Below are 22,529 nucleotides of genomic sequence, written 5' to 3' on the forward strand. Positions count from 1 at the left end.
CCGGACCAGCCCATGACGGAGCCGGTCCTATTGTGATGCGATGCGCCATACCCTGTCTTACGCCCAGGCCATGGCAGGTATTTTCTTGTCTGTGCGGCTGCGGCCTAGGTCCGGGCCTGCTGCGCCGCCAGGCTTTGCGCCCGGGCGGGAAAGGCCCGGCGCAGGACCTGGCCGGGCCGCTGCTGCGGGGCCTGCGGATGCACCTGCACGCCGTTCACGTACACGGCCTGCACGCCCTGCGAGGGCAGCGTGGGCTGCTCCCAGGTGGCGCAATCCTGAACCGTGTCGGGATCGAACACCACCACGTCGGCCCAGGCGCCGGGCCGCAGCACGCCCCGGTCCTGCAGGCCGAACACCGATGCCGGCAGCGACGTCATCTTGGCCACGGCCTGCTCCAGCGGCATCAGGCCGTCTTCGCGCACGTAGCGCCCCAGGATGCGGGTGAAGCTGCCCCACAGGCGCGGATGCGGATGCGCGTCCGCCGGCAGGCCGTCGGACCCCACCATGCAGCAGGGGTGGCGGAAGATGCGCTGTACTTCCTGTTCGTCCATGGCGAAATAGATGGCGCCGGCCGGCAGCAGGCGGCGCGCGGCGGTTTTCCGGTCGCAGCCCCATTGCTCGGCGATGTCGGCCAGATACCGGCCATTGCATTCGGGATGAGGTTCGGACCAGGTGATGCGGATGCGGTCTATGGTGTGGGCGCGCTCCGGGATCAGAATGGTGGAGCTGCCCGAATAGGGGTAGATGTCCAGCGCGGCCTGAAGGCCCGCGGCGCGAGCCCGGTCTATGTTGGCCAAGGTACGGTCGCTGCGGCCCCAGTTGGCCGGCAGCATGCATTTGTGGTGCGACACCAGGGTGGCGCAGTCGGTCTGGCGGCCCACGGCCAGCACTTCTTCGACGGATTCCTCGACCGTGTCGCCTTCGTTGCGGATGTGGCTGGTGTGCAGGGAGCCGTGCGCGGCCGCGACTCGCGCCAGGCCTTCGAGCTCGGCAGGCTGCGCCATGCAGCCAGGCTCGTAGGCCAGGCCGGTGCTGAAGCCCACCGCGCCCTGCTCCAGGGCCTGGTCCAGCAGCGACTCCATGGCGGCCTGCCCGTCGGCGGTGGGCGCGGCCATCGGATCCTGCATCACCGCCATGCGCAGATTGGCGTGGCCCACCAGGGCCGCCACATTGATCATGGGCTGCAGGGCCTGCACGGCCTGCACATAGTCGGCCATGCCCGTGAACAGGGGCGATTCGCCCAGCAGGGCCAGGGCGGCCGCCGAATTGCCCGGCAATGGCGCCGGAAAGGCGCTGACGCCGCAATTGCCCACCACGACCGAGGTGATTCCCTGGCTGGTCTTCCAGTCCAGGGCGGGTTTCTCGATGAACATCAGGTCGTCATGGCCATGCGTGTCGATGAACCCGGGCGCAACTACTTTATCGCGCGCATCCAGGCAGTGCTCGGCCGTCCAGGCGCTCAGATCCCCCAGGGCGACGATACGCCCTGCGCGAATGCCCACGTCGCCCCGCCAGCGCGGCGCCGCCGTTCCATCCATGATCCAGCCATCGGTGATCTTGACGTCCAGCCTGCGGTCGTCTGCCTGCATACCCATCTCCACAAATCCCCCCACGGAAGCAGGAGTTGGGCGTATTATCCAAAGGCATGATTAATATGAAAAATTGTTTAAGTTAATAGATTGATCGCAAATCAAGATGGATAGACTGCCCAAGCACATCACCTTGAAACACTTGAACGCCTTCGTGGCTGTGGCCCAGGAAGCCAGCTTCACCCATGCGGCGCGGCGCCTGTTCCAGACGCAGTCTTCCGTCACCGGCCTGATCCAGCAGCTGGAGGCGGCGCTGAACACGCCGCTGTTCTCCCGCACCAGCCGACGCGTCGCCCTGACTCCAGTGGGCCAGGAATTCCTGCCGCGCATCACCCGCCTGCTGGCCGATTTCGACGGCGCCATCGGCGACGTCATGCGCTACGGCGCATTGAAAAGCGGCCGCGTCAGCGTGGCCGCCGCCCCTTCGGCCATCACCGACCTGATCGCGCCGGCCGCCTACACTTTTTCCCAGCGCCACCCCGCCGTGCGCCTTTACCTGCGCGACGACAACTCGGGGCGCATCCAGCGCCAGATCGCCGCCGGGGACGTGGACTTCGGCCTGACCAGCCCCTGGGCGGATGTCCACGGGCTGGACAGCCAGCCTCTGCTGGAAGACCAGTTCGGCGTGCTCTATCGCAGCGACGACGAACAGATCAAGCCCGATGCGCGCGGCGCCGTCAGCTGGAAGGCGCTGCGGCACCGCAAGCTGGTCGGGGTGGTGGACGAGACCGGCATCATGGCGGTGCTGCAATCGCGGGCGGATCTGCCCATTGAAGCCGCCGCGCCGTTCTACGAAGCATCCAGCACCACCTCCCAGGCCGCCCTGGTGCAAAGCGGCCTGGCCATCGCCCTGCTGCCCGCCCTGGCCGCGCACCGCGTGCTGGTGCCCGGCCTGTCCTTTTCCCTGCTGCGCGCCCCCAAGCTGGTGCGCACCCTGTGCCTGATGTTCCACCAGGACCACGCGCCCACGCCCGCGGCGGCCGCGCTGGCGCAGGAAGTACGCGCCTACGTGAAGCAGGCGCGCCTGCCCAGGGGGTGTCGCGCCTTATAGTCGACTCCATATGGACGGTTCGCGGGGCCGGACGTAGAATCGTTTCCAGACGCGGCCCTTTCTTCAAGGCCTTCGCGCCGGTTGCAGCAATGGTCAAGGCAAGAATGTAAAACGAACCTGCGGGCGATCGCCCTGCACATCACGGGAGGCATTCATGGCACAGACACCCTCGGCTTCGAGCGACGCGCGGCCGCTGCAGATCGACGACATCACCGTCGTCGACAATACCAAGCTCAAGAAGGCCGTCACCGCCGCCGCACTGGGCAACGCCATGGAGTGGTTCGACTTCGGCGTCTACGGCTTCGTGGCCGCCACCCTGGGCAAGGTCTTTTTTCCCGACGCCTCCCCCGCCGTGCAGACCATCGCCGCCCTGGGCACCTTTTCCGTGCCCTTCCTGGTGCGGCCGCTGGGCGGCGTCTTCTTCGGCATCATGGGCGATCGCTTCGGACGCCAGAAGGTGCTGTCCCTGACCATCATCATCATGGCCATCAGCACCTTCTGCATCGGCCTGATCCCCTCTTACTTGAGCATCGGTCTCTGGGCGCCCATCCTGCTCCTGCTGTGCAACCTGGCCCAGGGCTTTTCCGTGGGCGGCGAATACACCGGCGCGGCGGTGTTCGTGGCCGAATACGCGCCCGACCGGCAGCGCGGCTTCCTGGGCAGCTGGCTGGACTTCGGCTCCATCGCCGGCTTCGTGCTGGGCGCAGGCCTGGTGGTGCTGCTGCAGACGGCGCTGAGCGCACAGGCCTTCGAGGACTGGGGCTGGCGCGTGCCCTTCTTCGTGGCCGGGCCGCTGGGCCTGCTGGGCCTGTACCTGAGGCACGCGGCCGAAGAAACGCCCGCCTTCACCCAGCAACTGGAAAAAATGGAACAGGAAGACCGCGCCGCAGTACAGGAACGCCCCACCGTCTCCTTCGGCGCCATCTTCTCCAAGTACCGCAAGGCCCTGCTCGTGTGCATAGGCATGGTGCTGGTGACCAACATCACCTACTACATGCTGCTGACCTACATGCCCACCTACCTGTCCAGCAACCTGGGCTATTCCGAAGAGCACGGCGTGCTGATCATCGTGGTGGTCATGATAGGCATGCTGTTCGTGCAGCCGGTGGTGGGCTTCATCAGCGACAAGGTCGGCCGCAAGCCCTTCCTGCTGATCGGCAGCGTGGGCCTGCTGATCCTGGCGGTGCCCGCCTTCCACGTCATCGGCAGCGACAACAACGTGCGGATCGTTCTGGGGCTGCTGATCCTGGCCGTGCTGCTGAACTGCATGACCGGGGTCATGGCCTCCACCCTGCCGGCCCTGTTCCCCACCCGCATCCGCTACAGCGCGCTGGCCGCTTCCTTCAACATCGCCATCATCATCGCCGGCCTGACGCCCACCATCGCCGCCTGGCTGGTCGAACAGACCGGCAATCTGCTGCTGCCCGCCTTCTACCTGATGTTCGCCTCGGTCATCGGCCTGGTCACCGCCATGTTCCTGCCCGAGACCGCCAACCGCCCCCTGCGCGGCGACACGCCCACAGCCTCCAACCCCGACGAAGCCGAAGAACTGCTGCAGCAGGCCTACGACCACATCGAGCAGAACGTGCAGGACATCGAAGCGGAAATCGCGGAAATGGAGGAAAAGCTGGAGGCGCTCAAGCAGAAGCGGCAACGCCTGGCGGACCGGCATCCGGAGCTGGAGTGAGCAGCGCCCGCCGCGAACGGGCGCCGGCCTGCGGCAACGGAAGCAGGATCAGAGCTTGTTGCTTTTGTTGCCCGTACTGGGGAGCAAGGCGGTGGCAAGACCCAGCAATGGCAGGAACGAGGTCAAGCCATACACCCAGACGATCCCCCGGGAATCGGCCAGCTCCCCCAGCCCGGCGGCGCCTATGCCGCCTATGCCGAACATGAGCCCGAACATCAGGCCCGACACCATGCCCACCCGGCCCGGCACGGCCTCTTGCGCATACACCACCATGGCGGCGAAGGCCGATGACATCACCAGGCCGATCACGATGGCCAGGATCGCCGTCCAGACCAGGCCGACGTGCGGCAGCATGAGCGCGAAAGGGGCCACGCCCAGAAAGGAAATCCAGATGACGGCCTTGCGCCCGATGCGGTCGCCCACGGGGCCGCCGGCAAACGTGCCGGCCGCGACCGCCGCCAGGAAGATGAACAGGAAGATCTGGCTGTGCTGCACGCTCAAGCCGAAGCGCTCGATCAGGTAGAACGTGAAGTAGTTGGTAAAAGAGGCAATGTAGACGAACTTGGCGAACATCAGGATGCAGATGACGACCACGGCCTGAACGACCTTGCCGCGCGGCAGCCCCGCGGCATGGCTTTTGGACAGGCTTTTCGCCTTGGCCTGGCCGTTGTGCTTGACCCAGATGGTCAGCCGGTACAAGACATAGATGGCAAACAGCGCCACCAGCATGAACCAAGCCACGGCAGGCTGCCCGTAGGGAATGACGATCAGGGCCGTCAGCAGCGGACCGATGGCCGTGCCCGTATTGCCGCCCACCTGGAACGTGGACTGGGCAGTGCCGAACCGGCCGCCCGAGGCCAGGCGGGCAATGCGGGAGGCCTCCGGATGGAAGGTCGCCGAGCCCACGCCGACAATGGCCGCCGCCACGAGCAGCATGGCGTAGCTGCCCGCCGTGGCGATCAGGGCGATGCCGATCAAGGTCATCACCATGCCCGAGGGCAGCAGATAAGGCTTGGGATGCTTGTCCGTGTACAGACCTATCCAGGGCTGCAGCAAGGACGCCGTCACCTGGTACACCAGGGCGATGACGCCAATCTGCCCGAAGCTCAGGGAAAAGCTGGCCTTGAGCATGGGAAAGATGGCCGGCAGCATCGCCTGGATCATGTCGTTGAGCAGGTGTGCAAGCGCGGCGCCGCCCACGATGGGCAGGAGAAAACCGTTAGGTTTGGGCTCTGTTGCCGGTGCGGCCGTCGGCCTGCCTGACGTTTCAAGGGAAAGATCTTTTGCAGTCATAAACAAATCAGCGAATTGGAAATGGGAACCAGCCTCTATGAGATTTTCAGTGCCACTGTAGAGGGACGGCGAACAGCCCGAAATCAGTATCGGGCATAATAGTTATGAATATGGGCCATTTCTGGATTCACGATGCGAAATACCCTCGTCAAGGACCATGAAGACGTGCAACGCACGGTCTTCGCCCTGGGCAACGACTATCCTGCCGGGACCGTGCTGCTCCCTCACAGCCACCGGCGCAGCCAGTGCCTGTACGCGATCACCGGCGTGCTGACCGTCACGACCAGCGCGGGAAGCTGGGTCGTGCCTCCACGGTGCGCATCGTGGATTCCAAGCGGAATCGAGCACGAAGTACGCATGAGCGGCCCGACGAGCACGCGCAGCGCCTACATTTTCCCCGACGTCGCACTGACCGCCGGCCTGCCCGCTCGCTGCACCGTTCTCGGAGTATCGCCTCTGCTGCACGAACTGTTGTCCGCCGCCGTGGACTTGCCCAAGGAATACGCGCTGGGCGGGCGCGACGATCATCTGATGCGCCTGCTGGTCGAGGAAATCGCCGCCATGCCCGAATTGCCCTTGAACGCGCCGCTGCCCCTGGGGCCCAGGATGGCGCAATTGTGCCGCCAGTTGTTGCAGGCGCCCACGCTGGAAGTCGACATCGATACGGCGGCGCGGCAGGTCGGCATGAGCCGGCGCAACTTCACCCGCCTGTTCCGGGCGCAGACAGGCATGAGCTTCGGCCAATGGCGGCAGCAAGCCTGCCTGCTGGCCGCGCTGACGCGACTGGGCCTGGGCGACTCGGTGACGCGCGTCGCCATGGAACTGGGCTACAGCAATACCAGCGCATTCACGGCCGCCTTCCAGCGCGCGCTGGGCGCCGCACCCAGCCACTACCTTGCCGGGCGCAAAAGCAAAAACGCGGACTGAGCGTTCCGCCGCGCCCTCCGCCGTCATCTTCTCCAGTTACCGCGATGCCCAGTCCATGCGTATGGGCATGTCCTCGATGCGGCAGGCCCCGCCTTGGTGCATCACCAGTCGGGATACCCCAGGCGCCACTGCATATAGTCGTCAAACGCCGCCTGTTCCCTGTATTGCGCCTTGTATCCGAACTCCTGCTCCAGGCGGGCCACCGAAAAAGGCGGCCTGACGGTCGGCGCGGGCACGCCGACATTGGCCTGGCCCCGGCAAGACGTGCATCGATAGACGAACGCAGGAAACTCCGTCTGCAACAAGTCGCACCATTGCGGCACGCTCCAGCTCGCACCTGTGGCCACCTGATACAGTCCATGGCGGCACGACGCTGCCTGCAACAGCAGGGACACGGCCTGGGCCACGTCGTCGCCATACACCCAATCGGTCGGCAGCTCAGACGTGAATACCGCCTCTTTGCCCTGGCGGGCCATGTGCCACAGTGAATACGGCACGCTCAGGGTATCGCGCACCCCGGAACTGTATTCCCAGCGGCCGAACGCGGTGCCAACCCGCAGCACCACCACGTCCAGGCCCCGGCTCTGCCTATAGCGCAAGGCGGCACGCTCGGCCGCGTACTTGCTGATGGCGTACAGGCTTTCGGGAACAGGAATATCCCGGTCCTCGTCCAGCAGGCCTTCTTTCTTGACCCTGCTGCCAAAGACCACGCCGCTGCTCAGGCACACCAGCCGCCGCACGCCCCTGCCCAGCGCCGCTTCCAGCACGGCGATCGTGCCCAGCAGATTGACGTCCAGGATTCTTGCCGCGGCGCGCTGCTCGGTCTGCAGCGAGGCCGTGATGGCGGCCGCATGCACGAGCTCATCCACGTCATGCCGGGCCATCGCCTGCTTCAGGGCCGCCTGGTCCCGCACATCGCCCTGCTCTACCAGCAGTACGCCCGGCAAGGTCCGCAGCGCCGCCAGCGCCTGCGCTGGCGGTTCGTCCACGCCATACAGCACGACCCTGCGGCCCTGTCCGAGCAAATGCTCGGCGATATTCAAGCCGCAGAATCCGCCTCCGCCGGTGATCATGGTCGCTGGCATCGCCCGCCCCTAGCGCGCCAGCGGCTGGCGGCCCACCAGCTTCATCAGTTCAGGCGGCAGGCCGGCCACGGGCTTGTCGGCGGGCGGCGCATAGCTGCCCTTTTGCGCCGGCCGCGCCCCTATGCCCGCCAGGGCCTGTGCCTGCCACACGGCACAGCTGACGCCATCCACCACGGGAACCGGAATGCGGTCGGCGACAGAACGCGCCAAGCCCGCCAAGGGCGCGCCCGCGATGATGATGACATCGGCGCCGTCTTCCTGGATCGCCTGCTCGCACAAGGCGACCAGTTGGTCCCCATGATCCTGCTGGATGGTCGCGATGTCGCGCAAGGGGTTCTCCAGGCTGCGTATGCTGGCCAGCCGGCTGCTCATGCCGTAGCAGGCAACCGTTTCTTCGTACCAGGTGCGGATGCGGCGCGAGATGGCGATGATGGAAATCCGTCCGCCCAGCATGGCGGCCGACATCAGGGCCGACTCGGTCATGCCCACCACGGGAATGGGCAGGATCTCGCGCGCGGCCTGCAGCCCCGGATCGCCGAACGCCGCCACCACGGCCGCATCATAGTCGCGATACTGTTCCGACAGCACGGTCAGCGTGGCATAGCCGCCGATCAGCGCCTCGGCGCGGGTCTCGATGTAAGCCACCCCGAACGGCGCCGTGGCCACGGTCAGCTGGGTGTCCGCAGAAGCAGCCCGCCGGGCCTCGGCCTCGATCAAGTCCGAGACGCTGCGGGAAATATTGGGATTGACGATGAGTAGACGCATACAGTCCTCTGCATGAAACAGCGGCCCCCTGCCGGGGGCCGCGCAGGAATCAGAAGCCCATGGCGCGGGGCAAGGCCGTCACCAGACCGGGAAACACGATGCACAGGCCCAGCACGGCGAACTGCACCAGCACAAAGGGGAAGGAATCCCGGATCAAGGTTCCCAGCGGCACCTTGCCGATGCCGCTGACCACGAAATACAGCACGCCCACGGGCGGGGTCATCATGCCGATGATCAGGTTGAACACGAACAGGAAGCCGAAGTACAGCGGGTCTATGCCGTAGGCCAGCGCCAGGGGCGCGAACAGAGGCACCAGCATGATGTAGGCGGCGTTCGATTCCAGGAACATGCCCAGCACGATCAGCAGGGCCATCACCAGCAGCAGAAACACCATGGGGCTTTGCGTCATGCCCTGGATGAAGGCCGACAGTTGCGCCGGCACCATTTCCACCGTGAAGATGAAGGTGACCGCCGCCGCAAAGGGCCACCAGCGCCCCCACCATGGCGGAGGTTACCGCCGCCCGGAACAGGCAGCCCGGCAGATCGGCGATGCGCAAGGTCTTGGTGACGAAAAAACCGATCATCGCCGAATACACCACCGCGATGGCCGCCCCTTCCGTAGCGGTGAATGCCCCGAAGACAATCCCCCGACCACGATGATGGGCATCAGCAGGATGACCAGCGCGCGGCGGGCCTGGACCAGCATGTTGCGCAGGCTGAAATGCTCGCCGGTAAAGGGATAGCCGCGGCGCTTGGCCGTGAATCCGGCCCACAGCATGAAGCACAGCACCAGCACGAAGCCCGGCACCACGCCCGCCATGAACAATCCCCCGACGGACACGGACGAGCCCGCCATCAGCGCGTAGACGATCATGGCATTGCTGGGCGGGAAGATGGCGCCCAGGTTGGCCGCGGAACAGATGACCGCGCCCGAATAGCCGTCGGGGTAATGCTTGCGCAGCGAAGGCATCAGGGTGCTGCCCAGGGCGCTGGCGCTGGCCACGGCGGCGCCCGACACCGACGAGAAGATCGTGCCGGAAATGATGGTCACCTGCGCCAGCCCTCCGTTGACGCGTCCCACCATGCTGTTGGCAAAGCCGATCAGCCTTTCCATGATGTTGGCGCGCACCATCAGCTCGCCCGCCAATATGAACAGCGGAATGGCCATGAGCGGGAAGTTGTTGACCGCATGCATCATGCGCTGCGGCATGACGACCAGCTCGAAATCCAGCATCCATATCGCGAAGATCGAAGCCAGCCCCAGCGCAAATGCCAGGGGCATGCCGGTCAGGGCGAGCGCCAGGAACAGCAGGACCAGATACACGCTCATAGGTTTTCTCCTGCCCAGACCTGGGCCCCGCAGCGCAGCTGCAGCAGCAGGTGCAGAAAGCTGTGCACGGCGCAGATCAGCAAGGGGATGTAGAACATGGCCGAGCTCAGGGGCAGCGTGGGCATCAGCTCGGGCCAGCGCTCGACGGTCGCCGTCCAGGCTCCCAGGCACACCACCGCCATCAGCACCATGCTGACCAGGCAGGTTGCCCGGAAGATGCGGTCGCGCGTCGTGGCGGACAGCGTTCCCACCAGCACGTCTATGCCCACATGGATGCCCAGGCGCACGCCATGCGGCACAGCCAGGAAAATGGACCAGACGAACAGCAGGCGGGAGAGCTCGTCCGCCGAATCGATGGACAGCCCGAAGAAGTAGCGCATGATCACCTGGACGGCCACGATCAGCGTCATGGCCCCGATCACCGCCACGATGATCCAGTAAGTCAGCCTGTCCACACGGCTCAGGAAGGCCTTGAGCCCGGCGAAAAGAGGCGGAAGCGCAGCCGCGGACTCGCTCATGGCGCTCTCACTTGCTCAAGGACCAGATCCACGAAGGCGGGGTCGGTGCGCTTCTTGACCTGGTCCACGACGCCGGCCGTGGCGGCGCGCAGCTGCTCGCGCACATCAGGAGCAATGGGGGTGAAGACCATGCCGGAGTCGGTCAGCTGGGCGCGAGAGGCTTTGTCTTCCTTCTCCGCGGTTTCACGCTGCCATTGCATGGCTTCCCGCATGGCCTCGCCCACGATCTTCTGGTGTTCGGGGGACAGCTTGTCGTAGCGCCGCTTGTTGGCCATGACCACCAGCACGTCATAGAAATGCGAGCTGTCGGACAGATGTCCCTGCACTTCATTGAAGCGCCGGCTTGCAATGGTGCTGTACGGATTCTCCTGCCCATCCAGCACTTTCTGCTGAAGGGCCGAGTAAAGCTCGGACACGTCCATGGAAATGGGGTTGCTGCCCAACGCCCGGAAGGTGGCCAGATGCACCTCGTTGGGCTGCAGGCGGATGCGCAGGCTGCGGAAATCATCCGCCGTCGCCAGCGGGCGCAGGCTGTTGGTCACGTGGCGGAACCCGATCTCGCCGTAGCTCAGGACTTCAAAGCCTTGCCTGCCCATTTTCTCGTGCAGCTTCTCGCCTGCCGGACCGCCCACCAGCTTGGCGACCTGGGCGCGATTGTCGAACAGGAATGGCAGGCTCAAGGCCTCGTACTCAGGCACCAGCCGCGTCAGGTAGGCCGATGAGATCAGGGTGGCGAACACGGTGCCCGAACGCACCTGGTCCACGTTCTCGGTCGCTCCGCCCAGTTGCATGGCGGGGAACAGATCGACCTGGATCTCTCCCGCCGACCGCTCTTCCACCAGTTTCTTGAACACTTCCATCGACCGCGATACGGCGTCTTCAACCGGATGATTGCCGGCAATGCGCAAACGCTCCACGGCTTGCGCTGGCGCACCCGCTGCCAACATTGCCATGCTCACTCCGGCCAGTAACAAGAACCTGTTCAGTTTCATCTCACCACCTCCATTTTATTGTTAACAAAGCAATGTGATTTAGTTAACAATTCTACAGAGACAAAACCGACAAAAAATAGTCGTAAACCCTATTCAGGTCAGGGTAAGGTACGTTTTTCTTATGTGCGCAAGGTTCCCCGGAAGGCCCGAACCAGGGCCTTCCGTTGCGGACGAATCGGGAACCGGCTGTCCCGGACCAGGAGCAGCCATGGAAGAATTGCGCGCCCTGCCGGGCGGGCGCTTACTTGAAAATCTCGTCGAAATCCGGCAGTTCCTCGTCCTCGCCGGACAAGTCCAAAGCCTGCTCTATTCCCAGCAGATGATCCAGCATGATCTTGCGCGCCCCCTCCCCATCGCCCTTCTCCAGGCAGTCGATCAGATCCTGGTGCTCATGATCCGAACAGGCTGACATGGTCGGCTTGTCATAAAGCGTGATGATCAGGCAGGTGAAAGTGGTCAATTCCCGCATGATGCGAAGCAACATGCGAGACGCCGACATTTCCACCAGCAGCATGTGAAATTCGCCCGACAGGCGCACCACCGTGCGCATGTCGCGCTGCCGGCGCGCCTCTCTTTCGGCCTGCACATGGGCCTTCAACTGCTGGACCTGCGCCGGGGTGATGCGACCGGCCAGATCCGCCACCAGGCTGGGTTCGATCAGGCGCCTGGCATAGAACAGCTCCTGCGCCTCTTCGACAGTGGGGCTTGCGATGCATGCGCCTTTATTGGGCACCAGGCTCACCAGCTGCTCATGCGCGAGCCGCGACAACACTTGCCTGATCCGCGCCCTGCTCGCTCCCGTCACCTCGCTGAGGCGCTCCTCGACCAGCCTTGCTCCTGGCAACAAGCGGCGCTCCGTGATCGCCAGCAGAATACGATCATAGATTTCCTCGGCGCCCAGTACCCGTTTCGTCAGCATCTGATCTTTACCATCCGTAGTAACCACAGTATCAAAATAAATTGTTTACAATATATTTATAAATTCAAAACAAAAAACTTCAATATTGTTGGGCGGAAATTCTAGCACTCCTCCCAAGAAAATCGGCACCTCGCCAAGGAGACGCGCCGCATGCCGCACCGAGAAACCATCAAGTCCAAACTCTCGAATCTGATCGACGCCAGCCATGGTAACGCTATCACTCATCTGACTGAATTGGTACGGACTCCTTCGGATAATCCTCCTGGAGACTGCGCCCCGATCGCAAGAGTCGCAGCCGCACAACTGCGCCAACTGGGGTTCGAGGTCGAACTGCACGAGGTGGACCCGCAAACAACGGCCCGGGCAGGCATGCAGTCCGTCATCAACCTGGTAGTCCGCGAACGCTTCGGCGACGGTCCCGTCATCGCCCTGAATGCACATGGCGATGTCGTGCCGCCAGGGCTGGGGTGGACGGTGGATCCCTACAAAGGCGAACAAAGAGACGGATGGCTGTTTGGCCGGGGAGCGGCCGTCTCCAAGTCCGACTTCGTGACTTACGCCTACGCGCTGCGCGCCCTCAAACAATCGGGCGCCAGGCTCAAGGGCACGGTGGAGCTGCACTTCACCTTCGACGAGGAAACGGGCGGCCTGCTGGGTCCCGGCTGGCTGCTGGAGCAGGGCATAGTCAAGCCGGACTATGTGATCTGCGCCGCATTTTCCTACAACGTGATCATCGCGCACAATGGGTGCCTGCACCTGGAGGCGCGCGTGCGCGGGAAGTCGGCGCATGCTGCAGCGCCCCATACCGGGCACGACGCCATTGAAGCCACGTCAGCATTGCTGAACGCCTTCTATCGCTACCGCGATTCGCTGAACCAGATCGTGTCCAGTACACCCGGCATCGCCTCTCCCACCTGCGTCGTCGGCCTGATCAAAGGAGGGATCAACACCAACGTCGTCGCCGACGAAGTCGTACTGCGCATTGATCGCCGCATCATTCCAGAAGAAAGCCCGGCGCAAGTCGAGCAAGACCTGCGCCAGGTCCTTGCAGAGGCCTTGAAAGACATGCCCGGAATCCAGCTCGAGGTGGACCAGATCCTGCTGGCGCGCCCCTTGGCGCCAACCGCGGCATCGGCCGCGTTCGCCGAGACCCTGGCCAGAAACGCCCAGGACATCATGGGCGAGCCCATCGCAGCCGCCATGGGCATACCGCTCTACACGGATGCGCGGCTCTACAGCGAAAACGGGATACCCACCATCATGTATGGCGCCGGACCCCGCGACCTGCTGGAAGCCAACGGCCACCGTGCCGACGAACGCGTCCCATTGGACACGATCAACAAAGCCGCCAAAGTGATCGCCTATACATTGCTGGACATGCTGGACGATTCAGGCGCCGCCCGATAAAGCCATGGCCGAGAACAAAATCCCATTGAACCAAAGACCTCAAGGCCGGCACAGAGGCAACACAAGCTGAGGCCGTACCCGATCAGGCTGGCCGTCCAGCGGCGCCGCCGCCGCGCCGATGCGGCGAGCGCCGCAAGCCAAGTAGAAGCCTTCCGCATTCGGCTCGGAATCGATATGCAGCTCCTTGCAAGCAGCGGTGCTTGCCGTCCGGACGGACCATTCCAGCAAGACGCGACCTATGCCTTGACGCATGAAATCGGGATGGACCCACAGACCCCTTATCTCCCATGGCCGTGCCTGGGTGTCGAGCTGCACAAACCCCGCCAGCCGCCCCTCCTGCTCGACCAGCCATACGGGGTGAGTCGTCGTCAAGGCAGGATGAACCTGCAGATCGCTGCGCCATGACTCCAACTGCCGGGGCGTATAGCCCCAGAATGCTTTTGCGGCCAGGGCCAATTCATTCAAAGCAGGTATGTCGTCAGGACGCCCGCTACGTGAAATCATCATCAAGCTCTATCCATGGTCATGCAGATCTGGCCTCTGATTTTACGCTCCGGCGCCCACGCGCATGCTGTGGAAGCGGCGAATCAAGCCTGCCGCAATTTGCACAACGAGCGACATGAGCCGCTTGCGGCAGTACTGGAAACGCATCGGTACGCCGGATCGGACGCCCAACATGTAAAGAGAGGACTTCAGTTTTCTTTCTTCGCAATTTTCCTCAAGGCGCTGCCCTTATGGGCCGCTATATGCTCGGTCTTATCGCTTTTGATCTCATATTGAGGATCTTCCGCAGAGGCCCTGCGCATATGGCCTTTATATTCAAAGTCTTCAGTATGAATCTTGCGGATGACGCCGCTGACGTGCCCTGCTTCGGAATTCCAGGTGACATGGTCTCCGACCTTGAACTCAGTCGACATTGAAGCTTGCTCCTTTTCGCTGTTTCACTTAACGAAAGCCCAATTCATTTACATTGAAGGCGAATTCCGGCTTATTCATTGTCTCTTGCCGGCAACCAGATCAATCCCAGCCCGATCCAGATGAAAAAGGCGCCCCGTCTTCACAGGGCGCCTCTTGCAAGGTCAAGCGCAAATCATAAATCAGTAGCGCGCGTCGTCATTGAAATCCCGCACTTGCTTTTCGGCTTCTTCACGCTCGATACCGTATCGCTCTTGAATCTTGCCGACCAGATATTCCGCATTGCCTTCGGCAACGTCCAGATCATCGTTGGTCAGCTTGCCCCACTTTTCCTGGATTTTTCCAGTCAGTTGCTTCCATTTTCCCTTGATCGTGTCTTCATTCATGATATACCTCGGATGTACTTGAAATTCGACCGGTTTAGGCTTTACGGATTATTTATTCGCATTGACTTTCAGGCCGGAGGAATCCACCCTCTGGACGCCCTTGACGCTTTGCGCTGCGGCCACAGCCTTTTTAAGCTCAATGTCGCTAGGCACGGTACCCGTCAAGGTCGCGACTCCGTTATTGGTCTCGACAGAAATATCCGTGCTTTTCAAATCCTTGGTGCTGGCAAGTTCAGCCTTGATCTTCGTCGTGATCCATGCATCACTGACGGCTTCGCCCGCCGTTGCGGAATGATCCGTATTGGTGTCTTTATCGGCTGCCATGGCGCCGGCCTGCAGGCCAAAGCTCAAAGCAGTCGTCATTAAGATATTGGACAAGATAGCGGATTTTTTCATGATTACTTCTCCCAATATAAGCAAGAACGTTTTTGATTAAATCGTCCTCTAACCTACGGAGTCCAAGACCGGAGGCACCTGGATGGCAGCCAGGTCAATGGATGCAGATACCGTAGCAGTTGTTCCGGACGGTAAACCTACCAATTGCTACAAGCAATTACTTTGCACTAAGACTGTTGCATCCGATCTGGCTGCTGGTCCTTTCTGCCTATCGGCCAATTCCGGCGCGCCCAATGCAAAACAGGCTGCGATGAACGCAGCCTGCCAATGCTCCAAAGACCTTGAAACGCTTATTCCACCGTCACGCTCTTGGCCAGGTTGCGCGGCTTGTCCACGTCCGTGCCGCGAGAGCAGGCGGTGTGGTAGGCCAGCAGCTGCAAGGTGATGGTGTGCAGGATGGGAGAGAGCTTGCCGTAGTGCTCGGGCATGCGGATGACATGGACGCGGTCGCTGCTGCCGATGCGGGTGTCGGCATCCGCGAAGACGTACAGCTCGCCGCCGCGGGCGTGGACTTCCTCGATGTTGGATTTGAGCTTTTCCAGCAGCTCGTCACGCGGGGCGATGGTCACCACGGGCATGGCTTCGGTCACCAGGGCCAGGGGGCCGTGCTTCAATTCGCCAGCGGGATAGCCCTCGGCGTGGATATAGCTGATCTCCTTGAGCTTGAGCGCGCCTTCCATGGCGATGGGGTAGTGCATGCCGCGGCCCAGGAACAGGGCGTTTTCCTTGCTGGCGAAGCGGTCGGCCCAGGCCATGATCTGGGGTTCCAGGGCCAGCACGGCGGAAATGGCGGTGGGCAGGTGGCGCAGGGACTTCAGGTACTCGCCTTCCTGCTGCTCGTTCATGTGGCCCTTGATCTGGGCCAGGGCCATGGTCAGCAGGAACAGCGCGGTCAGTTGCGTGGTGAAGGCCTTGGTGGAGGCCACGCCGATCTCCACGCCGGCGCGCGTGATGTAGGCCAGCTTGCACTCGCGCACCATGGCGCTGGTGGCCACGTTGCAGATGGTCAGCGTCTGTTCCATGCCCAGGCTGCGGGCATGCTTAAGAGCGGCCAGGGTGTCGGCGGTCTCGCCGGACTGGGAGATGGTCACGACCAGGGTGCGGGGATTGGGCACGCTGTCGCGGTAGCGGTACTCGCTGGCGATTTCCACATTGACGGGAATCTTGGCCAGGGACTCGATCCAGTAGCGCGCGGTCAGACCCGCGTAATAGCTGGTGCCGCAGGCCAGGATCAGCACGTTATCGATGTCCTGGAAGACCTTGTAGGCCTGGTCGCCGAACAGTTCGGGCGTGACGCTTTCGATGTCCTGCAGGGTATCGCCCACGGCGCGCGGCTGTTCGAAGATCTCCTTCTGCATGAAATGGCGATACGGACCGAGCTCGGCGGCGGCGGTATGCGAATGCACGGTGTGCACGCTGCGCTCCACGGGCTTGCCATCCTTGTCCACGATCCAGACCTTGCTGATCTGCAGGTCGATCACGTCGCCGTCTTCCAGGTAGATGATCTGGTCGGTGGTGCCCGCCAGGGCCAGCGCATCGGAGGCCAGGAAGTTCTCGTTCTTGCCCAGGCCCGCCACCAGAGGCGAACCATGACGGGCGCCGACCACGCGGTGCGGCTCGTCCTGGCAGAACACGGCGATGGCGTAGGCGCCGGTCAAGCGGCGGATGACCTGCTGCACGGCTTCGAACAGATCGCCGTTGTACAGGTGGTCGATCAGGTGGGCGATGACTTCGGTGTCGGTCTGGCTCTCGAACACATAGCCTATGTCCTTCAGCTCGGCGCGCAGCTCGTCGTGGTTCTCGATGATGCCGTTGTGCACCAGGGCGATGCGCGCCTTGCCCTTGCCCGAGAAATGCGGATGGGCATTATGGGTGGCGGGAGCGCCGTGCGTGGCCCAGCGGGTGTGCGAAATGCCGGTGAAGCCTTCCAGGTGCTCCGCCTTGACCTGCTCCTGCAGCTCGGCCACGCGCTGCGTGCTGCGCGCCCGGCGCAACTGCCCGTCCGCATGCACCGCCACGCCGCAGGAATCATAGCCTCGGTATTCCAGGCGCTTGAGACCTTCCAGCAGGACGGGGACGATATTGCGTTGCGCGACGGCGCCAACGATTCCACACATACTAGGCTCCTGTTCCAGCCCGCGGCAGAGGCGGGCTCAATAAACGAATGGAGCTATTTTGAGCTGAAACTCAGGAAATTTTATGTCTGTTTTTTTACCGTTATGAATTAAAATTTCATGCAAGAGCCTATCTGTAATTTTATTGTGCTCGACACTGATTTATGAAATTATATTTCATAACGATAGGAAAAATTGTGCCATGATTGATCTGGACGAGCTGGACCTGCGCATCCTGGAACAACTGCAGAACGACGCCTCCATCAGCAACCAGGAACTGGCCTCGCGCGTGCATGCCTCCCCGCCCACCTGCCTGCGGCGGGTACGGCGCCTGAGCGAACAGGGCGTGATCCTGCGCCAGGTCGCATTGTTGAATCCGGAACGCCTGGGGCCCAGCCTGACGGCCATCGTGGAAATCACCCTGGATCGCCAGGGCGAAGAACAGTTGCGAGACTTCGAACGCCTGGTGATGCCCGAAAAAGCCGTGCTGCAGTGCTACCGCGTGTCAACGGGCGTGGACTTCATCGTGGTCCTGCAGGTGCGCGACATGACCGCCTATCACCAGCTGGCGCACGCCTTGTTCACCACACAGGCCAACATCCGCAACGTGCGCAGCTTTTTCTCCATCCACCAGGCCAAATTCGAGACGCGGGTCCCGCTGCCCGCCCGGCCCGCGACGCCCTAGAACGAGCCGGCCTTCGAGCGCGCACGGCTCGCAGCCTTGGGCTACGGCCTCAGGGCCGGCCGGGACGGCGTCGCGCCTGCACCAGTTGGCCGTACAGGCGCAGGTAACGCTGCGCCATGGTGGCCGGGCTATGTTCCTGCAGAGCCCATCGCCGGGCCTGCGCGGCCTGCCGCCGGACGGCGTCCGGCTGATCCAGCATGTCTTCCATGGCCTGCGCCAGAGCCTGGGCGTCGCCCACCGCGCACAGCCGGCCGCGTCCCTGATCCAGCAATTCGGGCAGGCCGCCGGCCATGGTGGCGGCCACCGGCACGCCATAGACGAAGGCGTCCAGCACGCTGGAGCCGAGCGCTTCGTGCCGGGAACTCAGGACAAAGCCATCCAGCAACCGAAAGGCCTGTTCCGGCCGCGGTTCGAAGCCGGCCAGGCGGTATCGGTCTTCCAGGCCCAAGCGGGCGATGAGTTCACGCGCAGCCGGGGTTTCGGAACCGTCTGCGCCAAAGTGCAGAAAAATGAAGTCCTGACGGCGCTGCGCCAGCAGCTGCACGGCGCGGATCAGCGTCAGCGGATCCTTCTCCGCCGTCAGAGCGGCGGTCGTGCCCAGCACGCGCAAACCCCGGGGGTTCAAGCGTGAGCGCAACGCGGCGACGTAGTCGGGGTCTTCGGGCAGGACCTGAATGGCGCTGGGTATGACTTCCACGCGCAAGCCCAGGCGGCGCGGTTCCGTCGCCGCGGCCTGACTGATGGCCGCCAGCCGATCAGCCCGGCGCCACTTCCAGCGCGTGCGCCGCTCCTTGCCCGTCAAGGAACTTCCTTGAGGCTGTTCCCTCCGCTGCCTATCCACTGGGAAGGCGGTTCGGCGCGTGAAGACGACGCGCCCAGGCAGCCAGGCGTGCAGCAGGGCCAGCCAGCTCATGCAGGAGGCCGTCTGCGCGTGCAGGACATCAAAACCACGCCCATGCCGCAGCAGATGCCAAAGGGCCGCCGGCGCGGACGCGCATTCCACCACGGTCATGCCCGCCGCGCGGGCTCGCCGGGCCAGCTCTTCGCCCTGGCGGGCCAGCAGGCGGACCTGATGCCCGGCCTGCTGCAATTGCTGCAGGGTCAGCAGGGTCTGCCGTTCGCCGCCGCGCCAGCCGCGCTCGAAGTTGAGTTGCAGGATACGCATCATGGAAACCGGGACGGAGCGCAGCGCCTCGCTCCAGGCCGGACCCGCCCAGTCAGGCTGCGAGCCCTGCCCGCAGCCTGGGCCCCGACTTGGCGCAGGTTCATTTCGGCTTGCGCACCGGACGCTTCCAGCCGGGCACGCTTTTCTGCTCCGGACGGGACAGCGTGAGTTGATCGTCGGGCGCATTGCGCGTCAGCGTCGTGCCGGCGCCGATGGTGGCGCCCCGGCCCACCGTCACGGGAGCCACCAGCTGCGTATCGGAACCGATGAAGGCGTCATCGCCGATGACGGTGCGGAACTTGTTCACGCCGTCGTAATTGCAGGTGATGGTGCCGGCGCCGATATTGACGCGCTCGCCCACGTCGGCATCGCCCACGTAGCTCAGGTGGTTGGCCTTGGAGCCGTGGCCCAGCTGCGTGTTCTTGATCTCCACGAAGTTGCCCACATGGGTATGGTCGCCCAGCACCGCGCCGGGGCGCAGGCGCGCATAAGGGCCGATGCGGGCCTGCTCGCCCACTTTGGCCTGCTGCAGATGGCTGAAAGCCTCCACCTGGGTGCCGGCCGCCAGCGACACGTCGCGCAGCACGCAATGCGGGCCGACGCGCACGCCGTCCTGCAGGACCACCTTGCCCTCGAACACGCAGCCCACGTCGATGAAGACGTCGCGGCCGCACTCCAGCGTGCCGCGCAGATCGAAGCGGGCCGGATCGGCCAGGGTCACGCCTTGCTCCAGCAGGCGGCGCGCCTGCTCGGCTTGCCACAGACGCTCCAGCTGGGCCTGCTGCACGCGGCTGTTCACGCCCAGCGTTTCCCAGGACGCGGCGGGCTGGGCGGCCTGCACGGGCACGCCGTCGGCCACGGCCAGGGCGATGATGTCGGTCAGGTAATACTCGCCCTGGGCGTTGTCATTGGTGATGCGGCCCAGCCAGTCCTTCAGGCGGGCGGTCGGGGCCACCAGTATGCCCGTGTTCACTTCCTGGACGGCTCGTTCCTGCTCGCTGGCATCCTTGTGCTCGACGATGCGCTGCACGGTGCCGTCCGCGCCGCGGATGATGCGCCCGTAGCCGGTGGGGTCGGCCAGATTCTCGGTCAGCACGGCCACGCCCTGGCCGCGCGCCTCCAGGAGTCGGCGCAGGGTTTCAGGCTGGACCAGCGGCACGTCGCCGTAAAGCACCAGCGTGGCGTCGTCGGCCTGATCGCCGCCGGCCAGCTCGGGCACGGCCTGCTGCACCGCGTGGCCCGTGCCATGCTGGGGCTGCTGCAGGGCGAAGGCCAGCCCGTCCTGGCTGCCATAGGCCTCGCGCACGCGCTCGGCGCCGTGCCCCACCACAACCACGACCTTTTCCGGCCCCAGTTCACGCGCGCTGTCGAGCACGTGGCCCAGCATGGACTTGCCGGCGATGGGGTGCAGAACCTTGGGCAGGTCGGATTGCATGCGTTTGCCCATGCCTGCTGCCAGAATCACGATATTCAGCATAAAAAACACCTAGTAGGGTTGTCGATCAGGTTTTCTTGCCCGCGCTCTTGGGCGCCGTCCTGGCGGCGGCCGAGGATCGGCGGGCCGTCTTGCGAGCGGTCTTCGCGGGGGCGGCGGCAGAAGAATCCGCCGCGGTTTTCTGTACTTGCTCCATGGCCTGGCCCGCCTGCTGCCGCAAGGCGTCCACCTGGCGCAGGGAAGCGGCCGTGGCGGTAGCCATAGCGTCGAACTGCTGTTGCAGCATGGTCCACCAGGCTTGCGCGGCGGGGCCCGCGGCCGGCTCCGGCGCGTCGGCGGGTTCGGCGGGCTGCTGCGCCGGCGCCTCGGCCTGCGCAGCCGGTGGCGCGGCTGGCGGCGCGGCCGCCAGCGGATTCATGGCCATGAGGGCTTCAAAGGGATTCTGCCCGGCCGGCAGGCCGCCTTGCTGCGACATGGTCTTGAGCGCGGCCAGCGTGGAGCGCTGGATCTCCAGGCCCTGAATGGTGGTGCCCAGCATGGACAGGTTGAGCTGCAGCCAGCTTTCCACGGCGCGCAGATCGCGGATGCGGCGGTCCAGGTCTTCGGCCGACAGGCTGGGCATCATGCCCGGGCCCAGTTCGGCGGCGCCGCCGCTGGCCATGTTCTTCCAGGCCTGCGCCATCATGTCCATGCTGCGCAGCAAAGGATTGGCGCTGGCTCCGCCCAGGGCGCTGAAATCGGGTATGCCAAAAGGATTCGCGTTCATGATTGCTCCGGTCGGGGTTGATCCGCTCCCTGGCAGGCCAGGGTTCAGGCAGGCAGCGCCAGGCGCTGCTGCATGCTGTCCATCAGCACGACCTGCGCCTCCAGCGTGAACAGGTCCGCCTCCATCATCTGCCAGGTTTCGTCCATGGTCAGCAGACGGAATTCGCTGACTTCGCCGTCCATATTGCAGGGCTGCACGCCGTCCGGCAAGACGCAGTCGCTGACCAGGGCGTTCTCCACCTGATAACCCTCGGGCAGGCGCCGGTGCATGCGCAAGGCAACGCGCAAGGGAGTGCAGCCTGCCAGAGATGGCGGCTGCAGGCCTGCTTCTTCGTAACTCTCGCGCACCAGGGAGGTTTCCAGCGGTTCGCCCGAGACGGCCAGGCCGCCCACCAGCGTGTCCCACATATTGGGATCGGTGGACTTGGTGGGCGAGCGGCGCGCCGCCCAGATGCGGCCGTCCGAGGACCAGCCGTTCAAATGCACGGCCTGGGTCAGGAAACCCAGCGGACGCACCGCGCCGCGCTCGATGCGCGACAGGCGGCGCCCCTCGCCGACCACGTCCAGCAGCTCGCCGCGCCAGGCGCGGATGCAGCCGCCTTCCAGCCGCTTGAGCGCCACCTTGCCCAGCACCTGGGCCAGGCTCCGGCGGCGCCGGGAGCCGGCGCCTATGCGCAGCCCGTCCTCCTCGATCGTCACCCCGGGCAGGGGTTCGATGCAGTCGGCGGCGCGCGCAGTGATCCACCCGGCGACGCGTCCGGCGACGGTGACGGGACGGCTGCCCGGCGGGGGAAGCTGCTGGATCTGGCAGGTCAGGCTCGCCATGCGCTGGCGTATGGCCTGGGCGAGCGCTCGGTTCTGGAACGAATTCATAAGCGGCGATTGTAATTCATGCCCTGCGCCATTACGGCTTTTGTAGCGTTTAGTCCAACCTTGTTTTGTAGGGACATACCCTGCCCTTGAAGGGTAAAGCGAGTTCGATATAATTTCCCCGAACAGTTAAGCTGTGAAAACTTCGAGCAGGCAACAAATCAGCAACTATAAGCCTGCCTCTGGCAACACCGCAGTTTCTTCCAGCGTTGGATTTTCGGAGCGTTGACACGGC

General features: G+C 64.0%; 21 protein-coding genes and 2 pseudogenes. 5 read left to right on the forward strand and 18 right to left on the reverse strand.

The genetic code is table 11. The annotated features are described in order from the left end of the window. Positions 1 to 104 precede the first annotated feature (104 nt). Complete coding sequence (locus ACWPWO_RS15570; protein ID WP_454007344.1) at positions 105 to 1,589, reverse strand: N-acyl-D-amino-acid deacylase family protein; 1,485 nt, start codon at positions 1,587 to 1,589, stop codon at positions 105 to 107. A 106-nt stretch (positions 1,590 to 1,695) separates the two neighbouring features. On the opposite strand from ACWPWO_RS15570, the gene ACWPWO_RS15575 reads away from it, so the two are divergent. Beyond that, on the forward strand, positions 1,696 to 2,640 hold the full coding sequence (locus ACWPWO_RS15575) for a LysR family transcriptional regulator (RefSeq protein ID WP_454007345.1): 945 nt from the start codon (positions 1,696 to 1,698) through the stop codon (positions 2,638 to 2,640). A 154-nt stretch (positions 2,641 to 2,794) separates the two neighbouring features. After that, complete coding sequence (gene proP / locus ACWPWO_RS15580) at positions 2,795 to 4,327, forward strand: glycine betaine/L-proline transporter ProP (protein ID WP_454007346.1); 1,533 nt, start codon at positions 2,795 to 2,797, stop codon at positions 4,325 to 4,327. A gap of 48 nt (positions 4,328 to 4,375) precedes the next feature. Here proP and ACWPWO_RS15585 read toward each other — a convergent pair whose 3' ends face one another. Then, a complete protein-coding gene (locus tag ACWPWO_RS15585) occupies positions 4,376 to 5,620 on the reverse strand; it encodes an MFS transporter (protein ID WP_454007347.1) in 1,245 nt (414 codons plus the stop codon). 132 nt (positions 5,621 to 5,752) lie between these two features. Here ACWPWO_RS15585 and ACWPWO_RS15590 point away from each other — a divergent pair, with 132 nt between their 5' ends. Continuing rightward, on the forward strand, positions 5,753 to 6,547 hold the full coding sequence (locus tag ACWPWO_RS15590) for an AraC family transcriptional regulator (protein WP_454007348.1): 795 nt from the start codon (positions 5,753 to 5,755) through the stop codon (positions 6,545 to 6,547). A 101-nt stretch (positions 6,548 to 6,648) separates the two neighbouring features. Here ACWPWO_RS15590 and ACWPWO_RS15595 read toward each other — a convergent pair whose 3' ends face one another. From ACWPWO_RS15595 to ACWPWO_RS15625, 7 genes and pseudogenes are all read right to left on the reverse strand, one after another. Then, the gene (locus tag ACWPWO_RS15595) at positions 6,649 to 7,632 is read right to left on the reverse strand and encodes an NAD-dependent epimerase/dehydratase family protein (RefSeq protein WP_454007349.1); all 984 of its coding nucleotides are present in this window, start codon (positions 7,630 to 7,632) and stop codon (positions 6,649 to 6,651) included. A 9-nt stretch (positions 7,633 to 7,641) separates the two neighbouring features. After that, positions 7,642 to 8,397, reverse strand: a complete 756-nt coding sequence (locus tag ACWPWO_RS15600) for an aspartate/glutamate racemase family protein (RefSeq protein WP_454007350.1) — start codon at positions 8,395 to 8,397, stop codon at positions 7,642 to 7,644. A gap of 49 nt (positions 8,398 to 8,446) precedes the next feature. Continuing rightward, a pseudogene (locus ACWPWO_RS15605) lies at positions 8,447 to 8,860 on the reverse strand (TRAP transporter large permease subunit); the annotation flags it as partial. 73 nt (positions 8,861 to 8,933) lie between these two features. Beyond that, positions 8,934 to 9,727, reverse strand: a pseudogene (locus tag ACWPWO_RS15610) (TRAP transporter large permease subunit); the annotation flags it as partial. Continuing rightward, on the reverse strand, positions 9,724 to 10,245 hold the full coding sequence (locus ACWPWO_RS15615; protein WP_454007351.1) for a TRAP transporter small permease: 522 nt from the start codon (positions 10,243 to 10,245) through the stop codon (positions 9,724 to 9,726). The pseudogene ACWPWO_RS15610 and the gene ACWPWO_RS15615, both read right to left, overlap by 4 nt. Beyond that, a complete protein-coding gene (locus ACWPWO_RS15620) occupies positions 10,242 to 11,198 on the reverse strand; it encodes a TRAP transporter substrate-binding protein (RefSeq protein ID WP_454007352.1) in 957 nt (318 codons plus the stop codon). The genes ACWPWO_RS15615 and ACWPWO_RS15620 overlap by 4 nt, the downstream gene beginning before the upstream one ends. Positions 11,199 to 11,478: 280 nt before the next feature. Beyond that, a complete protein-coding gene (locus tag ACWPWO_RS15625; protein ID WP_454007353.1) occupies positions 11,479 to 12,156 on the reverse strand; it encodes a GntR family transcriptional regulator in 678 nt (225 codons plus the stop codon). Positions 12,157 to 12,306: 150 nt separating this feature from the next. On the opposite strand from ACWPWO_RS15625, the gene ACWPWO_RS15630 reads away from it, so the two are divergent. Beyond that, positions 12,307 to 13,563: an ArgE/DapE family deacylase gene (locus tag ACWPWO_RS15630; RefSeq protein WP_454007354.1), complete on the forward strand. Its 1,257-nt coding sequence runs from the start codon at positions 12,307 to 12,309 to the stop codon at positions 13,561 to 13,563. A 39-nt stretch (positions 13,564 to 13,602) separates the two neighbouring features. Here the strand turns inward: ACWPWO_RS15630 and ACWPWO_RS15635 are convergent, their stop codons facing one another. The 5 genes from ACWPWO_RS15635 to glmS form a co-directional block, all read right to left on the reverse strand. Then, positions 13,603 to 14,070, reverse strand: a complete 468-nt coding sequence (locus ACWPWO_RS15635; RefSeq protein WP_454007509.1) for a GNAT family N-acetyltransferase — start codon at positions 14,068 to 14,070, stop codon at positions 13,603 to 13,605. A 185-nt stretch (positions 14,071 to 14,255) separates the two neighbouring features. Further along, positions 14,256 to 14,480, reverse strand: coding sequence for a DUF2945 domain-containing protein (locus ACWPWO_RS15640; protein ID WP_454007355.1), 225 nt, complete (start codon positions 14,478 to 14,480; stop codon positions 14,256 to 14,258). Between the two features lie 180 nt (positions 14,481 to 14,660). Next, positions 14,661 to 14,864: a CsbD family protein gene (locus ACWPWO_RS15645; protein ID WP_454007356.1), complete on the reverse strand. Its 204-nt coding sequence runs from the start codon at positions 14,862 to 14,864 to the stop codon at positions 14,661 to 14,663. A gap of 48 nt (positions 14,865 to 14,912) precedes the next feature. Further along, the gene (locus ACWPWO_RS15650) at positions 14,913 to 15,260 is read right to left on the reverse strand and encodes a BON domain-containing protein (protein WP_454007357.1); all 348 of its coding nucleotides are present in this window, start codon (positions 15,258 to 15,260) and stop codon (positions 14,913 to 14,915) included. A gap of 290 nt (positions 15,261 to 15,550) precedes the next feature. Further along, a complete protein-coding gene (gene glmS, locus ACWPWO_RS15655; RefSeq protein WP_454007358.1) occupies positions 15,551 to 17,377 on the reverse strand; it encodes a glutamine--fructose-6-phosphate transaminase (isomerizing) in 1,827 nt (608 codons plus the stop codon). A 199-nt stretch (positions 17,378 to 17,576) separates the two neighbouring features. On the opposite strand from glmS, the gene ACWPWO_RS15660 reads away from it, so the two are divergent. After that, positions 17,577 to 18,059: an Lrp/AsnC family transcriptional regulator gene (locus ACWPWO_RS15660; RefSeq protein ID WP_394062595.1), complete on the forward strand. Its 483-nt coding sequence runs from the start codon at positions 17,577 to 17,579 to the stop codon at positions 18,057 to 18,059. 49 nt (positions 18,060 to 18,108) lie between these two features. Here ACWPWO_RS15660 and ACWPWO_RS15665 read toward each other — a convergent pair whose 3' ends face one another. The 4 genes from ACWPWO_RS15665 to ACWPWO_RS15680 form a co-directional block, all read right to left on the reverse strand. Continuing rightward, on the reverse strand, positions 18,109 to 19,227 hold the full coding sequence (locus tag ACWPWO_RS15665) for a glycosyltransferase family 4 protein (protein ID WP_454007359.1): 1,119 nt from the start codon (positions 19,225 to 19,227) through the stop codon (positions 18,109 to 18,111). Between the two features lie 97 nt (positions 19,228 to 19,324). Continuing rightward, positions 19,325 to 20,701: a bifunctional UDP-N-acetylglucosamine diphosphorylase/glucosamine-1-phosphate N-acetyltransferase GlmU gene (gene glmU, locus ACWPWO_RS15670; protein ID WP_454007360.1), complete on the reverse strand. Its 1,377-nt coding sequence runs from the start codon at positions 20,699 to 20,701 to the stop codon at positions 19,325 to 19,327. A 25-nt stretch (positions 20,702 to 20,726) separates the two neighbouring features. Further along, positions 20,727 to 21,425, reverse strand: a complete 699-nt coding sequence (locus ACWPWO_RS15675) for a PhaM family polyhydroxyalkanoate granule multifunctional regulatory protein (RefSeq protein ID WP_454007361.1) — start codon at positions 21,423 to 21,425, stop codon at positions 20,727 to 20,729. A 44-nt stretch (positions 21,426 to 21,469) separates the two neighbouring features. Beyond that, positions 21,470 to 22,297 carry an NUDIX hydrolase gene (locus tag ACWPWO_RS15680; protein WP_454007362.1) on the reverse strand — a complete coding sequence of 276 codons (828 nt, stop codon included), beginning with the start codon at positions 22,295 to 22,297 and terminating at the stop codon, positions 21,470 to 21,472. Positions 22,298 to 22,529 lie beyond the last annotated feature (232 nt).

The sequence above is a fragment of the Alcaligenes sp. Marseille-Q7550 genome (assembly GCF_965112015.1).